Below are 20,810 nucleotides of genomic sequence, written 5' to 3'. Positions count from 1 at the left end.
TCAATGGATGCCGCGGAGCCGCGGGTCGATGAACGAGGCGACGATGCCGGCTTGTGGCCGGTACCGTCGCTCGGGTGACGCCTGGGATGGTTGGGCATGGCCCGGTGGGGGTGGTTCCGGGCGATGGCATGCGGCTCCGCCACGAGGCAGGAGCAGAACGCCAGCACATTGTGCCGGGCCTTGCTTTCATCTTCCTTGCAACGTTCGTAGGGGTGGTGGATGTGACGGCAGCGCGTAGGGCGAATAACGCGTCAGCGTTATCCGCCACATGGGCGCTCGTTTTTTTGTACAAGCGCGCCATGCGCGCGACCGGTCGCGGGCATGGCCCGCTCCTACATGGGTTTGGCGTTGCGTCTGCCCTACGAACGCCAGGCAGCGCCCGGATCGCCGCCCTGCCACGCCGCCATCACCGCCTCGGTATCCGCCCCGCGCTGGGGAATCGCGCCGGGTTCGCGGACCTGGCCGTCGAAGCGTGGCGCCGGGGCGGCCTGGAGCAGGCCGTCGCGCTGGAAGTAGACGTTGCGTTCGACCAGGTGCGGGTGCTGCGCGGCCTCGCGCGGGCTGAGCACCGGGGCGAAGCAGACGTCGCTGCCTTCGAGCAGCTCGCGCCATTCGTCACGGCTGCGGGTGGCGAAGATCTGTGCCAGCTGGGCGCGCAGTTCCGGCCAGCTGCGGGTGTCCCACTGGCGGGCGAAGCGCGAGTCGTCCTGCAGGCCGAGCTTCTGCAGCAGCAGCGCGTAGAACTGCGGCTCCATGGAGCCGACCGTCACGTAGTGGCCGTCGGCGCACTGGTAGGTGGCGTAGAAGTGCGAGCCGTCGTGGACGCTCTTGCCGCGCTCCTCCTTGATCAGCCCGAGGCTGCCGAGGGTCTGCAGCAGCTGCAGCATGTGCGCGGAGCCGTCGACGATCGCCGCGTCCACCACCGTGCCCTTGCCGCTGGCGCGCGCGCCGAGGATGCCGGCGAGGATGCCCACCGCCAGGTACAGCGCGCCGCCGCCGATGTCGCCGATCAGGGTGATCGGCGAGGACGGCGCCTCCCCCGCCGTGCCGCTGTGGTGCAGCGCGCCGGACAGGGCGATGTAGTTGTTGTCGTGGCCGGCGGCGTGGGCCAGCGGGCCGTTCTGGCCCCAGCCGGTCATCCGGCCGTAGACCAGCCTGGGATTGCGCGCGAGGCAGACGTCCGGGCCGAGGCCTAGGCGTTCCATCACCCCCGGGCGCATGCCTTCGATCAGCGCGTCGGCGCCCTCGATCAGCTTGAGCAGCGCCTCGCGCCCTTCCGCGCTCTTCAGGTCGGCGACCACCGAGCGCTTGCCGCGGTTCATCGGGTTGCTGGCGGCGTTCGCCGCGCCGGTGATGGACATCGACTCGGCGCGCTCGACGGCGATCACCTCGGCGCCGAGGTCGGCCAGGTGCATGGCGCAGAACGGGCCGGGGCCGATCCCGCAGATTTCGACGATCTTGATTCCAGACAGCATGGGTTGGGAGTCCTCCTGGGAAAACGGTGGGGTCAGCGGCCGATCCATTCCATCGCGCGCTCGGCGATCATGATCGACGGGGCGTTGGTATTGCCACCGACCAGGGTCGGCATGATCGACGCATCCACCACCCGCAGCCCCTCGATGCCGTGCACGCGCAGCTGGCTGTCGACCACCGCGTTCTCGTCGTGACCCATCCTGCAGGTGCCCACCGGGTGGTAGACCGAGTCGGTGCGGCGGCGCAGCAGGTCGATCAGCTGCTCGTCGCTGTCCAGGCCGTCACTGTACATGTCGCGGAAGGAGAAGCGGGACATCGGCGCCTGCTCGCAGATCTCGCGGGTCATGCGATAGCCCTTGAGTATCGTCCGCATGTCGTCCTCGTGGGCGAGGAAGTTGGGATCGATGCGCGGCGGCGCGAGGGGGTCGGCCGATTGCAGGCCGAGGCTGCCGACGCTCTTCGGCCGCAGCACGCAGACGTGGCAGCTGAAGCCGTGGCCCCAGTGCAGCGTGCGGTTGTGGTTGTCGATGATGCCGACCACCGCGTTCAGCTGGATGTCCGGGCGGTCCAGCCTGGCGTCGGTCCTGAGGAACCCGCCGCTCTCGGCGAAGTTGCTCGCCAGCGGTCCGCGCCGGCTCGCCAGGTAGCGGGTCAGCGCCGCGCCCATCTTCAGACTGCCGCGCACCGAATAGCCCATCAGCGAGGTGTCGGGGCTCTTGTAGCAGGCCACCACGTCCGGATGGTCCTGCAGGTTCCGGCCGACGCCGGGCAGCTCATGGCGGACGGCGATGCCATGCGGCTTCAGCTCGGACTCCGGGCCGATGCCGGACAGCAGCAACAGATGCGGACTGCCGAAGGCCCCGGCGCTCAGCAGCACCTCGCGGCGCGCCTTCAGGGTGATGGAGCTGCCCCTGATCCGCGCCTGCACGCCGATCGCCCGCTGGCCCTCCAGCAGCACGCGCTCGGCCTGGGCGCCGGTCAGCACGGTCAGGTTCTTGCGGGTGGCGCGGATCGGCTTGAGGAAGGCCGTGGCCGTGCTCCAGCGGCGGCCGTCGCGGATGGTGGTGTCGTACTGTCCGATACCTTCCTGTTCGGCGCCGTTGAAGTCGTCGTTATGCCGATGGCCCGCCCGCTGCCCGGCCTCGACGAAGGCCTCGGTGGCGGCGTGGGGCTGGATGCGCCCGACGTACAGCTCGCCCTGGCCGCCGTGGAATTCGCCGGCGCCGCGGTGGTTGGTCTCGCTCCTGCGGAAGTACGGCAGCACCTCGGCGTAGGACCAGCCGGGATTGCCCAGCGCCGCCCAGTCGTCGAAGTCGCTCTGGTGGCCGCGGATGTAGATCATGCCGTTGATCGAACTGCTGCCGCCGAGTACCTTGCCGCGCGGCTGGTAGCCGATGCGCCCGCCCAGCCCCGGCTGCGGCACGGTGTGGAAGGCCCAGTTGACGTGCCGGGTCGGCAGGATGGCGGCGATGCCGGCCGGGGCGTGCACCAGCGGAGAACGATCCTCGGGCCCGGCCTCGAGCAGACACACGGACACGGCCGGGTCGGCGCTCAGGCGGTTGGCCAGCACACAGCCGGCCGACCCCGCGCCGACGATGATGTAATCGAACTCCATTGTGGGCTCCTGGTTCTTGTATCGCGTCATTGGAGAGGTGCCATTTCTGCCGGAAACCTTACTGCCGCCGGCGCGCCCCCACCCCCTCCCGCCGCGGGAGGGGGTGGGAGGTGGTCCGAGAGGGTGGAATGCGGCCGCCGGGCGCATTCCTGTCGTCCGGCGGGTTACGCAATACACTGGGTAGAGTCCCCGCCGTCACGAAGCCGAGTCGAAAGCCCCATGAAACGCTCCAACATCCTGCTGATCCGTACCAAGCTGATGCCGCCGCGTGTCGATGCCCGAACACTGCAGCGCGAACGCCTGCTCGCGCAGCTGGAGGAAGGCCGGGAACGCCGGCTGACGCTGATCGTCGGCCCGGCCGGCAGCGGCAAGACCACCCTGGCGGCGCAGTGGCGGCAACGGCTGATCGCCGCCGGCAACGATGTCGGCTGGTACAACCTCGGCCCGGACGACGAGACGCTGTGGGCCGCCTATCTGGTGGCCGCCCTGGAAACCGCCGGGCTGGAGATCACCGACGAGATGATCGGCCTCAGCGAACGCAGCGACGGCCGCTCCCTGGACGTCCTGCTGCCGCTGCTGGTCAACGCGCTGTACGACCACCCGCGCCCGCTCTACCTGTTCCTCGAAGACCTGCAGTTCCTCGCCGCCCTGCCCGCCCTCGGGCTGATCCAGAAGCTGATCGACCTGGCGCCGGACAACTTCCACCTGGTGATCAGCTCGCGCCAGCGCCCGGACCTCGACCTGATCGCCATCGGCATCAAGGGCCAGCTGACCCAGCTGGGCTTCGCCGAACTGCGCCTGACCGCCGAGGAGCAGGACACGCTGCTCGTCCAGCAGGGCGTCGGCGAACTGTCCAGGACGCAGCAGCGGCGCCTCTACGAGCTGACCGACGGCTGGGCCGCCGGCCTGCAGCTGAGCGCCCTGTCGCTGCGCAACGGCGGCGACTTCGAACGCAGCCTGCAGAGCTGGGGCAGCGGCAGCATGACCGCCGACCAGCGCGGCCTGGACGCCTACCTGGACGACTGCATCGCCCGCGTCCTCAGCCCCGAACAGGTGGCGGTGATGGTGCGCATCTCCGCCTGCCGGCGCTTCAACCGCGAGCTCTGCGCGGCGCTGACGGGCGACGTCGAGAGCAGCGCGGTATTCGACGTCCTGCTGGAGCAGAACCTGTTCCTGATGCCCATCGACCTGGAAGACCGGCTGCAGTGGTACCGCTTCCACCAGATGTTCGCCGGCTACCTCGGCAAGCTGCGCAGCCAGCTGCCGCCGGCGGAGATCAACCGCATCAACAACGCCGCCAGCCAGTGGTTCGCCGAGCACGGCATGTATGTCGAGGCCATCCGCCACGCGCAGTACGCCGGCGACCTCGACGGCAGCATCGAACTGCTCGCCCGGGTGGCGCGGCCGCTGGTCGGCGAGGCGCATTTCGCCCAGCTGCTGCAACTGGTGGACGTCCTGCCGCGCCAGGCCTGGAGCCGGAAGATCGAGCTGCTGCTGTCGATGGGCTGGTCCGAGCTGACCTGCAACCGCCTGGCCGATTTCGAGCTGACCCTCGCGTCGATCCTCGCTCATCCCGCGGTCAACACGCCGGAGGTGGCAATCGAACTGCGCCTGCTGCGCGCCATGCGCCTGCTCAAGCGCGACGACACGCTGCACATTCCCGAGCTGCTCGCCCCGCTGCTGGAACACCCGCCGGAGCAGCGCTTCCACCTGCTGATGCTCTATACCCTTGCCGCCGTGGCGCAGATCAAGGCCAACCACCCGGTGCAGGCGCGCGACATGGTGCACGACACCCAGCGCACCCTGACCCGGCAGCAGGGCGCCCGCCCGCGCCCCTTCCTCGACGCCCTCAGCGGCCTCAGCTTCTACGTCCAGGGCGACCTGCACCAGGCGCAGCGCAGCCTGGCCGCCACGTTGACGCAGATATCCCGCGCGCCGCTGCTGGCCCAGGAGGCGGCGACCCTCGCCAAGTCCACCCTGGCCCTGACCTGCTACGGGCTGGACGAGCTGGATGCCGCCGAGGACTACGTCGAGGAATGCCTCGGCGTTTCCGAGGTGCTCGGCACCCTCGAATGCATCCTCTACACCTACCTGGCGCGGGCGCAGCTGCAGTGCGCCGGCGGCATGCCGGACGCGGCCTTCGCCACCCTCGACCGGCTCGGCGAGATCGCCCGGGACATGGGCCTGGATCGCCTGCAGGCCTGGCGTTACGCGGAGCAGGTGCGCATCGCCTGCTTCCACGACGACCTGCCGCCGGCGCGGGAAGCCATGCGCCTGCTGCGTACCCTGGCGCAGGACTATGCCGACACCCGCCATTGCGCCTGGGCGGAGATTCCCCTGGCCTGCGGCCTGGCGGAGACGGCCCTGGCGCTGGCCGAGGGCGATTACCGCCACGCCGCGGAGGTCGCCGGTCGCTGGGCGCAGACCTGCCTGGACGAAGGCCTGCTGCTGCCGGCCGGCATCCTGCGCATTCGCGTGGCGATCGCCCACCAGGCGCTGGATGACGAGGAATCGGCCCACCGCCATGCCCTGGCGGCGCTGCATGACGCCAGCGAGTACGGCATGAACCGCATCTTCCTCGACGAAGGCCCGGCCGGCATCCGCCTGCTGCGCGGCCTGTCCGCCGATACCACGCTGGCGCTGCGGGACCGCGCCTACCTGCAGCGCTGCCTGGACCGCGCCAGCGCCCCGGAGGATGCCCCGGACGAGACGCAGGATGCCGAGCCCACCGGCCAGGGCATCCTCTCGCCGCGGGAACTGGAGGTGGTCACCCTGCTGGCGCGGGCGCTGTCCACCAAGAGCGTCGCCCGCGAGCTGAACCTGTCCCCCGGCACCGTCAAGTGGCACCTGAAGAACGTCTTCAGCAAGCTCGGCGCCTTCTCCCGCGAGGATGCGGTGGCCAAGGCGCGCAACCTCGGCTTGTTGCCCTGAACCGATCGTTCCCACGCTCCCGCGTGGGAATGCATCAACTCGCTGATGGCGCGGTACGACCCTGCACCATCCATGTAGGAGCCAGGGGGACGCCTAGTTCTTGCTGGCGATCCGCGGTTTCATCAGACCACGGCATTGCCGGCAGATACGGTTGATCGCCAGCAAGCTGGCTCCTACAAGGTTCGATGCATTGGGTACCCACCCCATGCATCGTCACGATGCGAAAGTCGCATTTGCCCGGATTCGCCCTCGCGGCCGACCATCCTCGCCCAGCATCCGGCTTCGCTTCGGGTGCAGGAATGCCTTCGGGCAGCGGGACCCTCACGCGAGAGAAGACAGCGATGAAAAGAACAAGAACATGGCTGGCCGCATTGGCCATGCTCAGCAGCGCCTCGGCGGCAGTGGCCGCCGAGAAACCCAACATCCTGGTGATCTGGGGCGACGATGTCGGCCAGAGCAACATCAGCGCCTACACCCTGGGCCTGGTGGGCTACCGGACGCCGAACATCGACCGCATCGCCAAAGAAGGCATGCTCTTCACCGACTACTACGGCGAGCAGAGCTGCACCGCCGGCCGCTCTTCCTTCATCACCGGGCAGAGCGTGTTCCGCACCGGCCTGTCCAAGGTCGGCCTGCCGGGCGCGGACCTCGGCCTGCGCAAGGAAGACCCGACCATCGCCGGCCTGCTCAAGGCCCAGGGCTACGCCACCGGCCAGTTCGGCAAGAACCACCTGGGCGACAAGGACGAGTTCCTGCCCACCGCCCACGGCTTCGACGAGTTCTACGGCAACCTCTACCACCTCAACGCCGAGGAGGAGCCGGAACTGCCCGACTACCCGAAGGATCCGGAATTCCGCAAGAAATTCGGCCCGCGCGGGGTGATCAAGTCGTTCGCCGACGGCAAGGTGGAAGACACCGGCCCGCTGACCCGCAAGCGCATGGAGACCATCGACGAGGAAGTCACCGCCGCCGCGATCGACTTCATGCAGCGCCAGGTCAAGGCCGACAAGCCGTTCTTCGTCTGGTGGAACGCCACCCGCATGCACCTGCGCACCCACGTCAAGGCGGAGAACCGCGGCAAGTCCGGGCAGGACGAGTACGCCGACGGCATGGTCGAGCACGACGCCATGGTCGGCGACCTGCTCAAGGCGGTGGACGACATGGGCATCGCCGACAACACCATCGTCATCTACAGCACCGACAACGGCCCGCACATGAACTCCTGGCCGGACGCCGGGCAGACGCCGTTCCGCGGTGAGAAGAACACCAACTGGGAAGGCGGCTGGCGCGTGCCGGCCATGGTCCGCTGGCCGAACCACGTGCCGGCGGGCGTCGTTTCCAACCAGCTGATGCACCACATGGACTGGCTGCCGACCCTGCTCGACGCGGCGGGCGCGCCGGACATCAAGGAAAAGCTGCTGAAGGGCGGCGTGCAGGCCATCGGCCGGAGCTACAAGGTGCATCTCGACGGCTACGACATGCTGCCGCTGATCACCGGCAAGGTGGAACGCTCGCCGCGCGAGGAAGTGTTCTACTTCTCCGATGACGGCGACCTCACCGCCATGCGCTGGAACGACTGGAAGTTCGTCTTCGCCGAACAGCGCGTCGCCGGCACCCTGCAGGTCTGGGCCGAGCCCTTCGTCAAGCTGCGCGTGCCGCTGATCTTCAACCTGCGCCGGGACCCCTACGAGCGCGCCAACATCACCTCCAACACCTACTACGACTGGCTGCTCGACCACGTCTTCCTGCTGGTTCCCGCCCAGCAGCGGGTGGGTGCCTTCCTGTCCAGCTTCAAGGAGTTCCCGCCGCGGCAGAAGCCGGCGAGCTTCTCCATCGACCAGGTGGTGGAACAGATGCAGTCGGCCACCACGGCGAAAGCCAACCGCTGACCTCCTCCCGGACGCTGGCGCGCACCCGCGCCAGCGTTCCGCATCTCCCTGTGCGCGCTTGTGCTGGCTAATGTGTAGGGGAGTCCCCCCGACGGAAGCACGCACATGCACGACCTGCGTCAACTGCGCCACTTCATCGCCCTGGCCGAGCACTGCAACTTCGCCCGCGCCGCCGAGGCGGTGAACCTCTCCCAGCCGGCCCTCACCCGCAGCCTGCAGGCGCTGGAACGCGCGCTGGACTGCCAGCTGCTGGACCGCTCCGCCCGCAGCGGGGTGAACCTCACCGAACACGGCCGCCTGGTCCTCGAACACGCCAGACGCCTGCTGGCGGCCGACCAGGCGCTGAAGCGCGCAGTGAGCCGGCTGAGCAACCTGGAAGGCGGCGAACTGCATATCGGCGCCGGCACCTTCCCCTCGGTCGGGCTGGTGCCGCGGGCACTGGGACGCTTTCTCGAAGCGCACCCGCGGGTGCAGCTGTCGCTGATCTCCGACAACCGCCTGCGCCTGCGCGACTACCTGCTGAACAACCGCATCGAGCTGTACGTGGCGGACGTCCGCGAGGTCTTCGACGATCCGCAGCTGGCCATCGAGCCGCTGCACAACTATCCGATCCTGGTGTTCTGCCGGCCGCGACATCCGCTGCTGCAGGGCAGCGACCTGGGTCCCGAGCAGCTGGGGCGCTTCCCGCTGGCGACCACCCCGCTGCCGACCCGCGAGACCATCCACGTCGGCCGCCTGAACGACCGCTACCCGCCGCTGAGCTTCCAGTGCGACAACTTCACCACCCTGCGCGGGGTGGTCGGCAGCAGCGACACCCTGGGCATGGCGCCCTGGGACCTGCTCGCCGAGGACGTGGAGGCCGGCCGCCTGGCCGTGGTGCCGCTGCCGAAGGAACGCCTGGACCTGGCGACGGACTATGCGATCGTCAGCCGCCGGGGCCAGAGCCCGTCGCCGGCCGGCGCGGCGCTGAAGGCGATGCTGCTGGAGGAGGATGAGCGGATGTTCGGGCGGTTCGGAAGATGAACGCGCCATAGGCGCGCGATGCGCGCGGGTCGCGGGCATGGCCCGCTCCTACATGGAGTCGCGCCGCCCTTGAAACACGCACAGAACCTGTAGGAGCCAGCTTGCTGGCGAACCAGGTTTTCCCTCAACGTCGGCGTGGAAGGAGAATACGGCAATCGCCAGCAAGCTGGCTCCTACAGGTATGGCGTCAAGCGGGCCATGAGCAGCCACGTAGGCATAACGCGCCAGCGTTATCCGCCACCAAGGCCGGCGCACAAAAAGAAAGGTCCCGGGGAAAACCAATGCCAATGAACGGCACCGCCCGGGACCCGAACGGCGGCCCGAAGGCCGCCGGCGCCGCACGACAAGCGCTGCTTCAGGCCACCTTGCCCGCCGGGCGCACCAGCCATGCGGCCAGCGCGGGGAGCAGGAGGATGGCGCCGAATACGTTGACCAGGAACATGAAGGCCAGCAGCAGGCCCATGTCCGCCTGGAACTTGAGGGTGGAGAACAGCCAGGTGCTGACCGAGATGGTCATGGTCACCGCGGTGAACAGCGAGGCGGTGCCGCGCTGCTTCAGGGACTCGACGAAGGCCGCGCGCAGGTCCAGGTTGCGCGAGTGCATCTCGTGGCGGATGCGCTCGAACAGGTAGATGCCGTAGTCCACCCCTACCCCGACGCCGAGCGCCACCACCGGCAGGGTGTTGACCTTGAGGCCGATGCCGAGCAGCGCCATCAGCGCGTTGCACAGCACGGTCACCAGCGCCAGCGGCAGGATGATGCAGAGGGTGATGCGCAGCGAACGGAAGCTCAGCAGGCAGAGCAGCGTCACCGAGGCGAACAGCGCCAGGTTCACCCACTTGTCCGCGGCGGCCACCGCCTCGTTGGTCGCGGCCATCACGCCGACGTTGCCGCTGGCGAGCTGGAAGCGCAGCTGGTCGCTGTCGTTGGCGGCCTTGAACGCCTTGATCCGCTGGATGATGTGGTCGATGGTCGAAGCCTGGTGGTCCTCGGTGTACAGCGAGATCGGCATGGCGGTGCAGGTGGAGTTCATCAGCTCGTTGCCGAGGCGGGTGGCGAAGCCGACGCCCTGGGCGATCTGCGCGCGCTCCTCGGGCACCGCGCGCCACTTGACGAAGGTCTCCGCGTAGCCCTGGGTGACCTGCCCGACGAAGCCGGCCAGCCCGCGCACGGTGCCGACGCCGTCGGTCTGCTTCATGGCGAACTCGAAGTCCTCGACCTTGCCCAGCACCGCCCGGTCGACGCAGGGCGAATCGCTGCCGTTGTTGGCTTCCGCCACCACCTGCAGCAGGTCGACGCCGATGGCGAAGTCGCGGGTGATCAGCGCCACGTCCTGGTTGTAGCGCGAGTCCGGGCGCAGTTCCGGCACGCCCTGGCCCATGTCGCCGACCTTCAGCTGGCCGGCTTCCCACAGGCCGAAGCCGAGCAGCGCCAGCGCGACGACTATCACCGCCGCGCCGCCCTTGCGCGTCGCCAGCGGGCCGAGGCGTTCCCACAGCCAGTCGCCGGCGGTTTCCTTGCCTTTCAGGTGTTCCGCGTCACGCGCCGAGAAGCGCATGAACGACAGCAGGATCGGCAGCAGCAGCTTGTTGGTGAGGATCATCAGGCTGACGCCGAGGGTGGCGGTGATCGCCAGCTCGCGGACCATCTCGATCTGCACGAAGGCGATCACCAGGAAGCCCAGGGCGTTGGCCAGCAGCGCCATGGCGCCGGGGATGAACAGCTTCTGGAAGCAGTTGCGCGAGGCGGTCAGGCCGTCGTGGCCGTGCAGGGTTTCCAGGCGCCAGGCGTTGGTCATCTGCACCGCGTGGGACACGCCGATGGAGAAGATCAGGAACGGCACCAGGATCGACATCGGGTCGAGCGCCAGCCCGAGCAGCGGCAGCAGGCCGAGCAGCCAGACCACCGGCACCAGCGCGCAGATCAGCGCCCAGGCGGTGAGCATGCGCGAGCCGGAGTACCAGTAGAGCAGCGCCGCGGTGATCAGGAAGGCCAGGGCGAAGAACAGCAGCACGCCCGCCGAGCCGTCGGCGATGTCGCCCACCGACTTGGCGAAGCCGATGATGTGGACGCTGACGCCGTCCTTCTCGTGCTTGGCGCGGATCGCCTCCAGCGCCCGGCCGACCTGCTGCAGGTCCAGCCGCTCGCCGGTTTCCGGATCGATTTCCTGCAGGTTGGCGACCACCATCGCCGCGCTCAGGTCGTTGGCGACGATGCGCCCGACCCAGTCTGACTTGAGCACGTTCTCGCGCACCGCCCCGAGCTGTTCCGGAGTGCCGGAGAAGTCGGCGGCGACTATGTTGCCGCCGCGGAAACCGTCCTCCATCACCTCGTTGTAGCGGACGTTGGCGGTGAACAGCGAGGTCACCGAACTGCGCTCCACGCCCCTGACGTAGAACACCTCCTCGGTCACCTGGCGCAGGCTGTCCATGAAGCCGGGGGTGAAGATGTCGCCCTTCTCGCTCTTCAGCGCCAGCAGCACCTTGTTGGCGCCGCCGAAGTCGTCCTGGTACTTGAGGAACGACTGCATGTATTCGTGCTGCAGCGGGATCATCTTGGAGAAGCCCGCCTCCACCCGCAGGCGCGTGGCGCTGAAGGCCAGCGCGATCGTCACCAGGATGAAGAAGGCCAGCAGCGGCCGGCGGAAATGGAAGATCCAGTACGAGACCCGGCCGACCAGACCGCGGGAGAAATGCTGGCGGTCGAGCCGCGCTTCATCGAGGTCGGACTGCAGACCACGGCTGTCTTGGAATTGACTCATAGCAACCTCAGTTCGCTGTCGATGAGGCCAGGCGCAGCGCCTGAACCCCGCTGTCGCCGACCGCCAGCAGGCCGTCCGCCACCGCTACCGCCTGGGCGAGGCCGCCGCGGGCCTTGTCGCCCGGCGCGAAGCTGCGCCCGTCGTCGTCGCTGATAGCGACCAGCCCGGCGTTGCCGAGCAGGACGATGCGCCCGTCCGCCAGGACCAGCCCGCCCTGCAGCGCGGCCCGGGTCTCCAGCGGGACCTTCGTCCAGCTGTCGCCGTGGTCCGTGGAGCGGTACAGGTTGCCGCGCATGCCGAAGGCCAGCAGCGTGCCGCTGGAGGTGGCGAGGCCGCCGAAGAAGGAGCCCTCGTAGGGCGACGGCAGGCGTTCCCAGCTGGCGCCGAGGTCGCTGGAGCGCAGCAGGGTGCCGGACTCGCCGAACAGGAACAGCTGCCCGCCGACCTTGAGAACGCGGGCGATGTGGCGGTCGAACTCCTCGTCGAGCACCGGCTTGCGCTCCCAGCTCAGGCCGCCATCGAGGGATTCCAGGTAGTGGCCGAAGGCGCCGTAGACGACGAAGCGCTGGCCGCCGAGATGGGTGACGCCGAGCAGCGAGTCGCGGCCGATGCCGTCCAGCTCGACCTTCGTCCACTGCCGGCCGCCGTCGGTCGTGCGCAGCAGGGTGGCGCCGTGGCCGACGGCGATGCCGAGCCGGTCGTCGGCGAAGGCCAGGCCGGTCAGGGTGCGGTCCGCCGGCGTCTGCACGGCCTGCCAGCTGGCGCCGTCGTCGTCCGAGCGGAGAATCCAGCCCTGCTCGCCGGCGCTGAACAGCTGGCCGCCGACGCGCTGGATGTCGAGCAGGATGATGCGGTCGGTGCGGATGCGCGGCTCGCCCGCGGCGGGCGCCCGGGCCTCGGCCGTGGACGCCGCGATCAGCGCGGCGCACAGCAGCGCGCGGGCGGGCTTGGCGAAGATAGCCATTGGCGGCTCCTCGTTCTTATTGGAATGTTCTCGAATGGAACGGCAACCGGCGGCCCCACTGGGAGCCGCCGTCGCACATTCCGGGCTCAGTGCCCGGCGCGGCGCAGGGCGTCCGGCTGGAACTCGGCCTGGCGGCCCTTCACGCCGAACTTCCACGGCTGCTTGACCTCGTTGTCCAGGCCGCCGACCAGGTAGTTGCCGTTGGACAGGTCATGCCAGATGTTGGCGCGATACCAGGGCAGCTTGACGTCGTAGAACTGGATCAGCGGGTGCACGCCGACTCGCCACAGCTGGCCGCGGGTGTCGTAGGCGTCCTCTTCCAGCACGGTCCAGCTGTCCTCGTCGAGGAACATCACGCGCTTGCCGTAGATGTGCTTCTGGCCGGTCTTCAGGGTGCCCTCGACGACCCAGGCGCGGTGCAGCTCGTAGCGCATCAGGTCGGAATTGATGGTGCCCTTCTGCAGAATCGACGAGTACTTCAGCGACTTGTCCGAGAGCTTGTAGGCGTTGTACGGCACGTACAGTTCCTTCTTGCCCACCAGCTTCCACTCGTAGCGGTCCGGCGCGCCGTTGTAGCCGTCGTACTGGTCGGTCACGCGCATGCTCTCGGTGCCGTCGCTGACGTTGTCGTAGGCCAGGTCCGGGGCACGCCGCACGCGCCGCGCGCCGGAGTTGTAGATCCACGCCGAACGCGCCTCGGCGACCTGGTCCACCGGCTCCTTGACCAGGTACACGGTGCCCTGCAGGGTCGCCGGCTCGAGGAAGTAGCCGAGGATGTTGAACAGGCGGTTGTTGTCGCCGCGGTCCATGTTCTGGTTGTAGATGCGGTATTCGCGGAAGCCGACCTTGTAGGAATCGCCGCCGCTGCGCACCGGGAACCAGTGGTAGGTGCGGTCGAAGCCGCCGCCCATGTAGCGCACCAGGTGGTTCCAGATCGCCTCCAGGCCGTTCTTCGGAATCGGGAACGGGATGTTGGAGTCGGCCAGGTTGCTCACGCCGAAGCCCTGCAGCTCGACCTGGGTGGACTGCGCTTTCGCCTTGTCGGTGACTTCCGTGGGCAGCGCGGCGGTGCGCCGGGTCTGGTAGATCGGCATCTTGAAGTTGTCGTACTTCTTCAGCAGCGCCAGGGTGCCGGGGGTCAGCCTGTCCTTGTACTGCTCGGCGTTGGCCGCGGTGATGACCAGCTGCGGCTTGTCCTGCGGAAAGGGATCGATGTAGCCCTTGTCGGCGCTCCAGCCGGCCGGCGGCGTGGTCAGGCCGCCATCCCACGCCGGGATGCTGCCATCGGCGTTGCCGGCCTTCTCGGCGCCCACCGGGGTCAGGTCGGCGCCCAGGCGCGCGGCCTCTTCCGCAGTCAGCTTGGCCCAGGCGCTGCCGGCGCCGAGGGACAGGGTGGCCGCCAGCATGCAGGCCAGCGGGGTGCGGCGCATCGTTATTGTTTTCATGGCAGTGTCCTCGTCAGAACTTGTAGCTGTAGTTGACCGAGTAGTAGTCGCGGTCGCGCAGCGGGTCGTATTCGGCGTCGTTGTTGAAGGTGACGTAGTTGAATTCCAGGCTGTGCTGCTTCAGGTAGTCGAAGCGCACGCCGGTGCCCACGGTGAAGCGGCCCTCGTTGAACTGGCCGTCCATCGATACCCCTTCCACGTCCTGGCCGAGGAACAGGCTCGGGTAGGTGGCCACGCCGATGCCCAGCAGGTCGGGGTATTCCAGCTGGCCGCGCAGGCGGTAGCCCCAGGCGAAGTCGGTGACGTAGCCGTCGTCCTTGCAGCCGTCCGGCTGCGGGTTGCGCGGGCCGCAGGTGTTGCCGCCGTAGGTCGGGTGGGAGCCGCTGCCGAAGATGAAGCCGCGGCCGTAGCGCAGGTCGTCGTCGCCCTGCGGCACGTCGTTCCACTGGAAGGCGATCTCGGCGGCCACCTGCAGGCTGGAGGCGCCCAGCACGTTGGGGAACAGGTTGATGCCGTTGATCTGCAGCTGGGTCTTCTCGAAGCGGTCGTAGCCGCGCAGGTAGGCGTTCTGGCCGATCGCCTGCGCCTCCGCGCCCACCGGACCCACGCCCTGCAGGGCGGCGGCGAGCACGTCGTTGCCGTTGCGCTGCACCGGGACGTTCGGCGAGTAGCTCAGCTCGCTGCCCACCGACCAGCCGGCCAGGGTGGTGGCGGCGCTGATGCCGTACAGGCGGATGTTCTCCGGGTACTCCCAGAAGGCGCTGGTGGAGGTGGCGCCGAACGGCAGGTCCTGGTGCAGCTGCACCGGGTTGAGGAAGGGCGCGCCACGCCCGGCGACGCCGACCGGAATCGCACCCCAGTCGCCGGTCTGCGCGGAGACGTTGGGCGTGCGCGCATGGATGTTCATGGCGTAGAGGCCGAACTCGGTGTCGATGGAATCCACCAGGTAGCGCAGCGCGATACCCCACTGTCCGGAGTCCTTGGCGTCCTTGCCCTTGACCAGCGGCAGGCGCGCGCCGGTGGCGAAGCCCACCGGGTTGCTGACGTTGGTCAGCGAGGTGGCCATGGTGCAGCCGCCCGGATGGGTGGAGACGATGGTCTCGGTGACCGACCAGTAGTTGCCGCAGCCCTCGATGACGGTGGGCTCCCACTTGAACTGGTAGAAGGACTCCAGCGACAGGCCGTCGCTGAGGCCGAAGCTGCCGGAGATCATCCATACCGGCAGCAGCGCTTCCTTGATCTCGGTGCCCGGGCGGCGCAGGGACGGCACGTCCAGCGGGTTGATCTGGTTGACGCCCTGGACGAACAGGCTTTCGCCCCAGTTCAGCACCTGGCGGCCGAGACGCACCTGCAGCGGGTGCTCGTCGAGGTAGTAGGTGTCGTAGACGTAGGCGTCGAGCAGGTAGACGCCCTTGTTCTTCTGCAGGTCCTCGAAGCCGTCGTCGGACAGCGGCTTGCGCTGGTAGCCGTTGGCCTGGTTGCCGAAGTGCACGTCCTCGTCTTCCAGCGCCTGGTCGTACCAGCCCTTGACGCGCAGCAGACCGCCCATCTCGTCCTTGCTCACCGACAGCTCGGAGAGGAACTTGGCGACGGTGGAGAAGCGGTCGCCACGGTCGTAGTTGAGGTTGCCGCCGTCGGTGTTGGAGCCGCCGAGGCCATCGTTCTTGCCGATCACCTGGCCGTCGAGGCGGCTGTACAGCTCGTTGTCGCGCTCCTCGGCGCGCCAGCTGCTGCCGAAGGAAAGCGTGGTGTCGAGGCTGCCGGACCAGCCGTCGCCGATCTCGAAGTTGAATGCCTGGGCGTTCCCGGCAGCGGCTCCCAGCATGCCCAGCAGGACCGCGCGGCCCAGCGCGTGGCGGACGAAACCGGTGGCGTGTGAAGCGATTGTTGTTGTCATTGTGCCTTCCCTAAGTGATCCCGTTCGTGGGGGACGAAACGGCCAACCCTCCTCCGAGCCGCCCCTTCCCTAGCGGTCCTCGGTCAGCGATTGGCTGGGGTTAGTAAACGGGCTTCGCGGGCCGCATACCCCCTCCCCAGGCGGGAGGGGTAGGAGGTTTGGGACCCCTGCCGGGGTGGGAGGGGAAGGAGTGTCCCGGCGCACGGCGTTCTTTTGTAGGAGCGGGCCATGCCCGCGAAGAAGCGGACGCAGGAGCGTCCACGGATGCGTTCCCACGCGGGAGCGTGGGAACGATTTGGAGGTATGGGAGGTGGGCTTGGAGGTATGGGAGGTGGGCGGAGCGCGAACGCGGCCCCGCAATGGCGGATGAGAAAAGCCTCATCCCCCTACGGCCAAGGGATCGTCCGGCTCCGGAGTTTCCGTAGGGTGGATCGGCTCCATCGATCCACCACGGCCGCGAACGCGGCCCCGGGCGCGTGCGCCGCTCAGGCCACGCTGCGCGAAGCGCCCTTCCAGAACGGCGCGCGCAGCTCGGTCTTCAGCACCTTGCCCGCCCCGGACAGCGGCAGTTCGCTGCGGAACTCGATGCTCTTCGGCGTCTTGTAGTTGGCGACGCGCGCACGGCAGTGGGCGAGCAGCTCATCCACCGACGGCGCGCAGCCGGGCCGGGGGACCACCACCGCGTGCACCGACTCGCCCCACTCCGCGCTGGGAATGCCGATCACCGCGCACATGGCGACGTCCGGGTGGCTGGCGAGGGCGTTTTCCACTTCGGCGGAGAAGACGTTCTCGCCGCCGGTGACGATCATGTCCTTGACCCGGTCGACGATGAACAGGTAGCCGTCCTCGTTCATGTAGGCGCCGTCGCCGGTGAGCAGCCAGCCGTCCTCGCGGAGCACGGCGGCGGTCTGTTCCGGCTTGTTCCAGTAGCCCTGCATGGCGTTGGGCCCGCGCACGGCGATCTCGCCCACCTCGCCGCGCGGCACTTCCCTGCCCTCCGCGTCGACGATGCGCACCTCCAGCGCGCGCCCGGGGCGGCCGCAGGAGCGCAGCATGCCGCGGGCGGCGGCCTCCGGCGTGTGCTGGTCGGGGCCGAGGGTGGAGATCAGCGGGCCCATCTCGGTCTGCCCGTAGGCCTGGCACAGCTGCAGCCCCGGCAGCCTGGCCTGGACGTCGTGCAGCAGGCGTTCCTGGATCGGCGAGGCGCCGTAGACCATCAGGCGCAGCGAGGACAGGTCGTAGCCGGCCAGCTGCGGATGGCTGACCAGCATCTGGATCATGGTCGGCACCAGGATGGTCGTCTGCACGTGGTGGCGCTGGATCGCCGCCGCCACTTCCAGCGGGGCGAACGCCGGCAGGATCACGTGGGTGTGGTTGAGCAGCGTGGCGACGTAGCCCAGCGCCATGTCCGCCAGATGGAACATCGGCGCGACCCGCAGCATGGTTTCCTCCGGCTGGAAGAATTTCTCGCTGGCGAGGGCGATCTGGCTGCTCCAGAAGTTCCGGTGGCTGAGCATCACGCCCTTGGGGAAACCGGTGGTGCCGCCGGTGTAGAACAGACCGAGCAGTTCCTCGCCGCCGCGCCGCGCGTCCTCCACCGGCTCGCTGGCGGCGATCAGCGCCTCGTAGCCGAGCATGCCGGCCGGGATCTCGCCGTCGCCGGCGTAGATGACGTGCTCGATGCAATCCACCGCCGCGCGCAGGCCGGCGGCCATGTCCCTGAAGGTCTCGTCGACGATCAGGATCGAGGTCGCCGAATCGGCCAGGGCGTAGGCGTTTTCCTTTTCGCTCCAGCGGGTGTTGCACAGGTTCAGCACCCCGTCCGCCCAGGGCACCGCGAAGCAGTATTCGAGGTAGCGGTCGGAATTGAGCGCCAGCATGGCGACCCGGTCGCCGCTCTTCACGCCCAGTCGGCGCAGGGCGCCGGCCAGGCGGGCGACGCGCTCGACGAACTGGCGGACGCTGTGGCTGCGCTCGCCGCAGAGGGTCATCGTCCGCTCGGGGGACTGCTGGAGATTGCGGTGCAGGGGCTGGGTGAAATACATGGGATCTCCTGGATAGGGCTTCTTGTTCTTGGGAAGAGATGCGGCGGCTCAGGCGCCTGCCAGCCGGGCGACCATCAGGCCGACCTGCTCCGGTGTCAGGCGCAGGAACATGGCCGCCGGATCGGCGCCGACGGCCTGCACGATCCACTGCATTTCCGCCTGCGCCACCTCGGGAATGGCCCGCGGCATGCCGGTCTCGTCCAGCAGCGCCTGCAGCAGGACGATGACCTGCTGCAGGCACTCGTCGGCGCTGCATCCCGCATCGGTGATGGCGAAGGCACGCGCCAGCCGGGACGCGGCCGGGCGGTAGTAGTCGCGCAGCACGTCCAGCGCCACCGGCAGCAGCGCGCCTTTCAGCTGGCCGAAGGGAATGTCGTGGAACAGGCCGAGGGCGCTGGCGCAGCCATGCACCGGCATGGCGCCGAGCACGCCGGCGCGCGCCTGGCCAGCGAGCATGCTGGCCTGCAGCAGCGCGGCGCGGGCCTCGGCATTGCCCGGCTCGCGGGACAGCAGCGGCAGCCAGCGGCGGATCAGGTCGACGGCGGCGAAGGCGCTGGCATCGCTGAAGGCATTGCTCGCCGGACTGGCGATCACCTCCAGCGCCTGGGCCAGCGCGTGCAGGCCGCCGGCCACGGCGAGCGCCACCGGCACCTCGGCGGTGAGCTGCGCATCGAGCACGGCGATATCGGCGTCCAGGTACGGCGCCACCAGCAGCGCGCGATAGCCGCCCAGGCGCTCGCAACGGATCGCCGCGGCATTGCTCGCCTCGGCGCCGCTGCCGGCCAGGGTCGGCACGGCGATATGGGCGATGCCCAGCGGCTGCGCCGGCGGACTGGTTTCCAGGCGGATGCCGCCGAGCAGCACGTCCTGGATGTCGGCAAGACCATGGCCCAGCGCGTACTTGATCGCCTTGGCCGCATCCAGCACACGGCCACCGCCGAGGGCGACGATGGCGTCGACCTGCAGCGACCGTGCAACGGCGGCCGCATGGTTGACGCTTTCCGCCGCGGCATCGGCCTCGACCACGCCGACCAGCACCGGCTGGCCGCCGCCCCGGTTGGCGGCGAACACCGCCTCCAGCCGCTCGACCAGCCCGGCGCGGCGCACGCCCGCACCGGTCACCAGCAGCACGCGGCGGCCGCCCAGTTGCTGCATGAGCGCCGGCACCCGTACCAGTGCGCCGTCACCGCTGTGCACCTGCGTGCGCATCCAGTAGTGGAAATATCCCGTATTCGACATGACTCGGTTCCTCAGGCCCGCTTGTGCAGCAGGCCGTACAACGGCTTGGCGCGGGGATCGCGCTGGAAGGCGGTGACCACGGTCTTGGTTTCGAGGTAGCTCTCCAGCCCGGCGACACCGAACTCGCGGCCGTAGCCGCTTTCCTTGTAGCCACCGAAGGGCGCGTCGGTGCGGATCGCGTGCCAGTCGTTGATCCACACCGAGCCGGCCTGCAGGCGCCGCGACATGCTCTGCGCGACCACCAGGTCGGAGGTCCAGATACCGGCGGACAGGCCGTAGGGGCTGTCGTTGGCGATGGCGATGGCTTCCTCGTCGTCCTCGCAGGTCATGACCAGCAGCACCGGCCCGAAGATTTCCTCGCGGGCGGCCAGCATCCGGTTGTTCGCGCCGGCGATCACCGTCGGCGCTATGAACAGCCCGCCCTCGCAACCCGGCACGCCGACCCGCTCGCCGCCGCAGACCAGCCGTCCGCCGTCTACCAGCGCCGACTGGATGTAGCCGAGCACCCGCTCGCCGTGGGCGACGCTGGACAGCGGCCCGAGCGAAGTCGCCGGGTCCAGCGGATTACCCACCACCAGGCGCCGCGCAGCCTGCGCCAGCGCATCCAGCAGCGGCTGCTCGATGGACTTGTGCACGATCAGCCGGGTCCCCGACTCGCACATCTGCCCGGCATTCAGCATCACGCCGAACAACGCGCCCTCGGCCACCAGTTCCAGGTCCGCATCGGCGCGCACGATGGCCGCGCCCTTGCCGCCGAGTTCCAGGGTGACGCGCTTGCAGGTCTCGGCCGCGGTGGCCTGGATCAGCTTGCCGACCCGGCTCGACCCGGTGAACGACAGCTTGCCGATGCCGGGATGCCGGCTCATCGCCGCGCCGACCTCGTGGCCGTATCCATGGACGATATTGAGCACGCCCGGCGGCAGCAGGTCGGCGGTGATCTCGGCGAAGCGCGCGGTGGTCTGCGGCGTCAGTTCCGACGGCTTGACCACCACCGCGTTGCCCGCCGCCAGCGCCGGGATGGTCTTGGCCAGCAACAGCAGCAGCGGGAAGTTCCAGGCGGTGATCAGGCCACAGACGCCGATCGGCTCCTTCACCACCTGGGCGTGGGTCGGCTCGGGCAGCGGCCGTGGCGGCAGGTTCTCGACGAAGGGATAGCTGCGCACGATCTCCGCCATGCTCCAGCACAGGTCGATGGCGGCCGGGAGGTCCAGCCCGGCGATGCGGCTGACGGTGCCGCCGGAGCTGATCGACTCCAGGTAGACCAGCTCCTCGGCATGGGCATGGATGCGCTGCGCAAGGGCGTAGAGCAGCGTCGCGCGCTGCTCGCCGGGCATGTCGCGCCAGGCCGGGTCGGCGGCGGCCGCCTGCGCGGCGTCGACGGCCCGGTCGAGGTCGGCCGGCGAACCGGCCGCCACCAGGGCGATCACCTCGCCGGTGGCGGGATTCTCGACCTCGATGTACTGGCCGCTCGCCGGCGCCACGGAGGCGCCGCCGATGAAGTGGTCGATGCGGGTTGGCTGCATGATGC

Annotated in this window: 12 protein-coding genes; 3 read left to right on the top strand and 9 right to left on the bottom strand. The window is 69.0% G+C overall.

The window, feature by feature from the left end; genetic code table 11:
* Window positions 1–359: 359 nt before the first annotated feature.
* Window positions 360–1,475 (bottom strand): CaiB/BaiF CoA transferase family protein, encoded by a 1,116-nt coding sequence (locus BLR75_RS08805; protein ID WP_084310630.1) that lies wholly within the window; start codon window positions 1,473–1,475, stop codon window positions 360–362.
* 32 nt (window positions 1,476–1,507) lie between these two features.
* Complete coding sequence (locus BLR75_RS08800) at window positions 1,508–3,088, bottom strand: GMC family oxidoreductase (RefSeq protein ID WP_084310631.1); 1,581 nt, start codon at window positions 3,086–3,088, stop codon at window positions 1,508–1,510.
* Window positions 3,089–3,307: 219 nt separating this feature from the next.
* On the opposite strand from BLR75_RS08800, the gene BLR75_RS08795 reads away from it, so the two are divergent.
* The 3 genes from BLR75_RS08795 to BLR75_RS08785 all read left to right on the top strand — a co-directional run bounded on the left by BLR75_RS08795 (window position 3,308) and on the right by BLR75_RS08785 (window position 8,931).
* Window positions 3,308–6,019, top strand: a complete 2,712-nt coding sequence (locus BLR75_RS08795; RefSeq protein ID WP_084310632.1) for a winged helix-turn-helix domain-containing protein — start codon at window positions 3,308–3,310, stop codon at window positions 6,017–6,019.
* A gap of 341 nt (window positions 6,020–6,360) precedes the next feature.
* On the top strand, window positions 6,361–7,908 hold the full coding sequence (locus BLR75_RS08790) for an arylsulfatase (protein ID WP_084310633.1): 1,548 nt from the start codon (window positions 6,361–6,363) through the stop codon (window positions 7,906–7,908).
* A 105-nt stretch (window positions 7,909–8,013) separates the two neighbouring features.
* On the top strand, window positions 8,014–8,931 hold the full coding sequence (locus BLR75_RS08785) for a LysR family transcriptional regulator (RefSeq protein WP_084310634.1): 918 nt from the start codon (window positions 8,014–8,016) through the stop codon (window positions 8,929–8,931).
* Window positions 8,932–9,286: 355 nt separating this feature from the next.
* On the opposite strand, the gene BLR75_RS08780 is transcribed toward BLR75_RS08785, so the two are convergent.
* The 7 genes from BLR75_RS08780 to BLR75_RS08750 all read right to left on the bottom strand — a co-directional run bounded on the left by BLR75_RS08780 (window position 9,287) and on the right by BLR75_RS08750 (window position 20,805).
* A complete protein-coding gene (locus BLR75_RS08780; protein ID WP_084310635.1) occupies window positions 9,287–11,692 on the bottom strand; it encodes an efflux RND transporter permease subunit in 2,406 nt (801 codons plus the stop codon).
* A gap of 7 nt (window positions 11,693–11,699) precedes the next feature.
* Entirely contained in the window at window positions 11,700–12,656 is a 957-nt protein-coding gene (locus tag BLR75_RS08775; RefSeq protein WP_084310636.1) for a WD40/YVTN/BNR-like repeat-containing protein, read from the bottom strand.
* An 86-nt stretch (window positions 12,657–12,742) separates the two neighbouring features.
* Window positions 12,743–14,101, bottom strand: a complete 1,359-nt coding sequence (locus BLR75_RS08770; RefSeq protein ID WP_084310637.1) for a DUF1329 domain-containing protein — start codon at window positions 14,099–14,101, stop codon at window positions 12,743–12,745.
* 13 nt (window positions 14,102–14,114) lie between these two features.
* Complete coding sequence (locus BLR75_RS08765; RefSeq protein ID WP_084310638.1) at window positions 14,115–15,998, bottom strand: DUF1302 domain-containing protein; 1,884 nt, start codon at window positions 15,996–15,998, stop codon at window positions 14,115–14,117.
* Window positions 15,999–16,483: 485 nt separating this feature from the next.
* Window positions 16,484–18,043, bottom strand: a complete 1,560-nt coding sequence (locus BLR75_RS08760) for a long-chain-fatty-acid--CoA ligase (RefSeq protein ID WP_084310639.1) — start codon at window positions 18,041–18,043, stop codon at window positions 16,484–16,486.
* A gap of 48 nt (window positions 18,044–18,091) precedes the next feature.
* On the bottom strand, window positions 18,092–19,282 hold the full coding sequence (locus BLR75_RS08755) for an iron-containing alcohol dehydrogenase (protein ID WP_084310640.1): 1,191 nt from the start codon (window positions 19,280–19,282) through the stop codon (window positions 18,092–18,094).
* Between the two features lie 11 nt (window positions 19,283–19,293).
* Window positions 19,294–20,805: an aldehyde dehydrogenase family protein gene (locus BLR75_RS08750; RefSeq protein WP_084310641.1), complete on the bottom strand. Its 1,512-nt coding sequence runs from the start codon at window positions 20,803–20,805 to the stop codon at window positions 19,294–19,296.
* Window positions 20,806–20,810 lie beyond the last annotated feature (5 nt).

Origin of the sequence: Pseudomonas jinjuensis (genome assembly GCF_900103845.1) — a bacterium.
Lineage (GTDB): Bacteria > Pseudomonadota > Gammaproteobacteria > Pseudomonadales > Pseudomonadaceae > Pseudomonas > Pseudomonas jinjuensis.
This window is presented reverse-complemented; position numbering and strand designations above follow the sequence as displayed.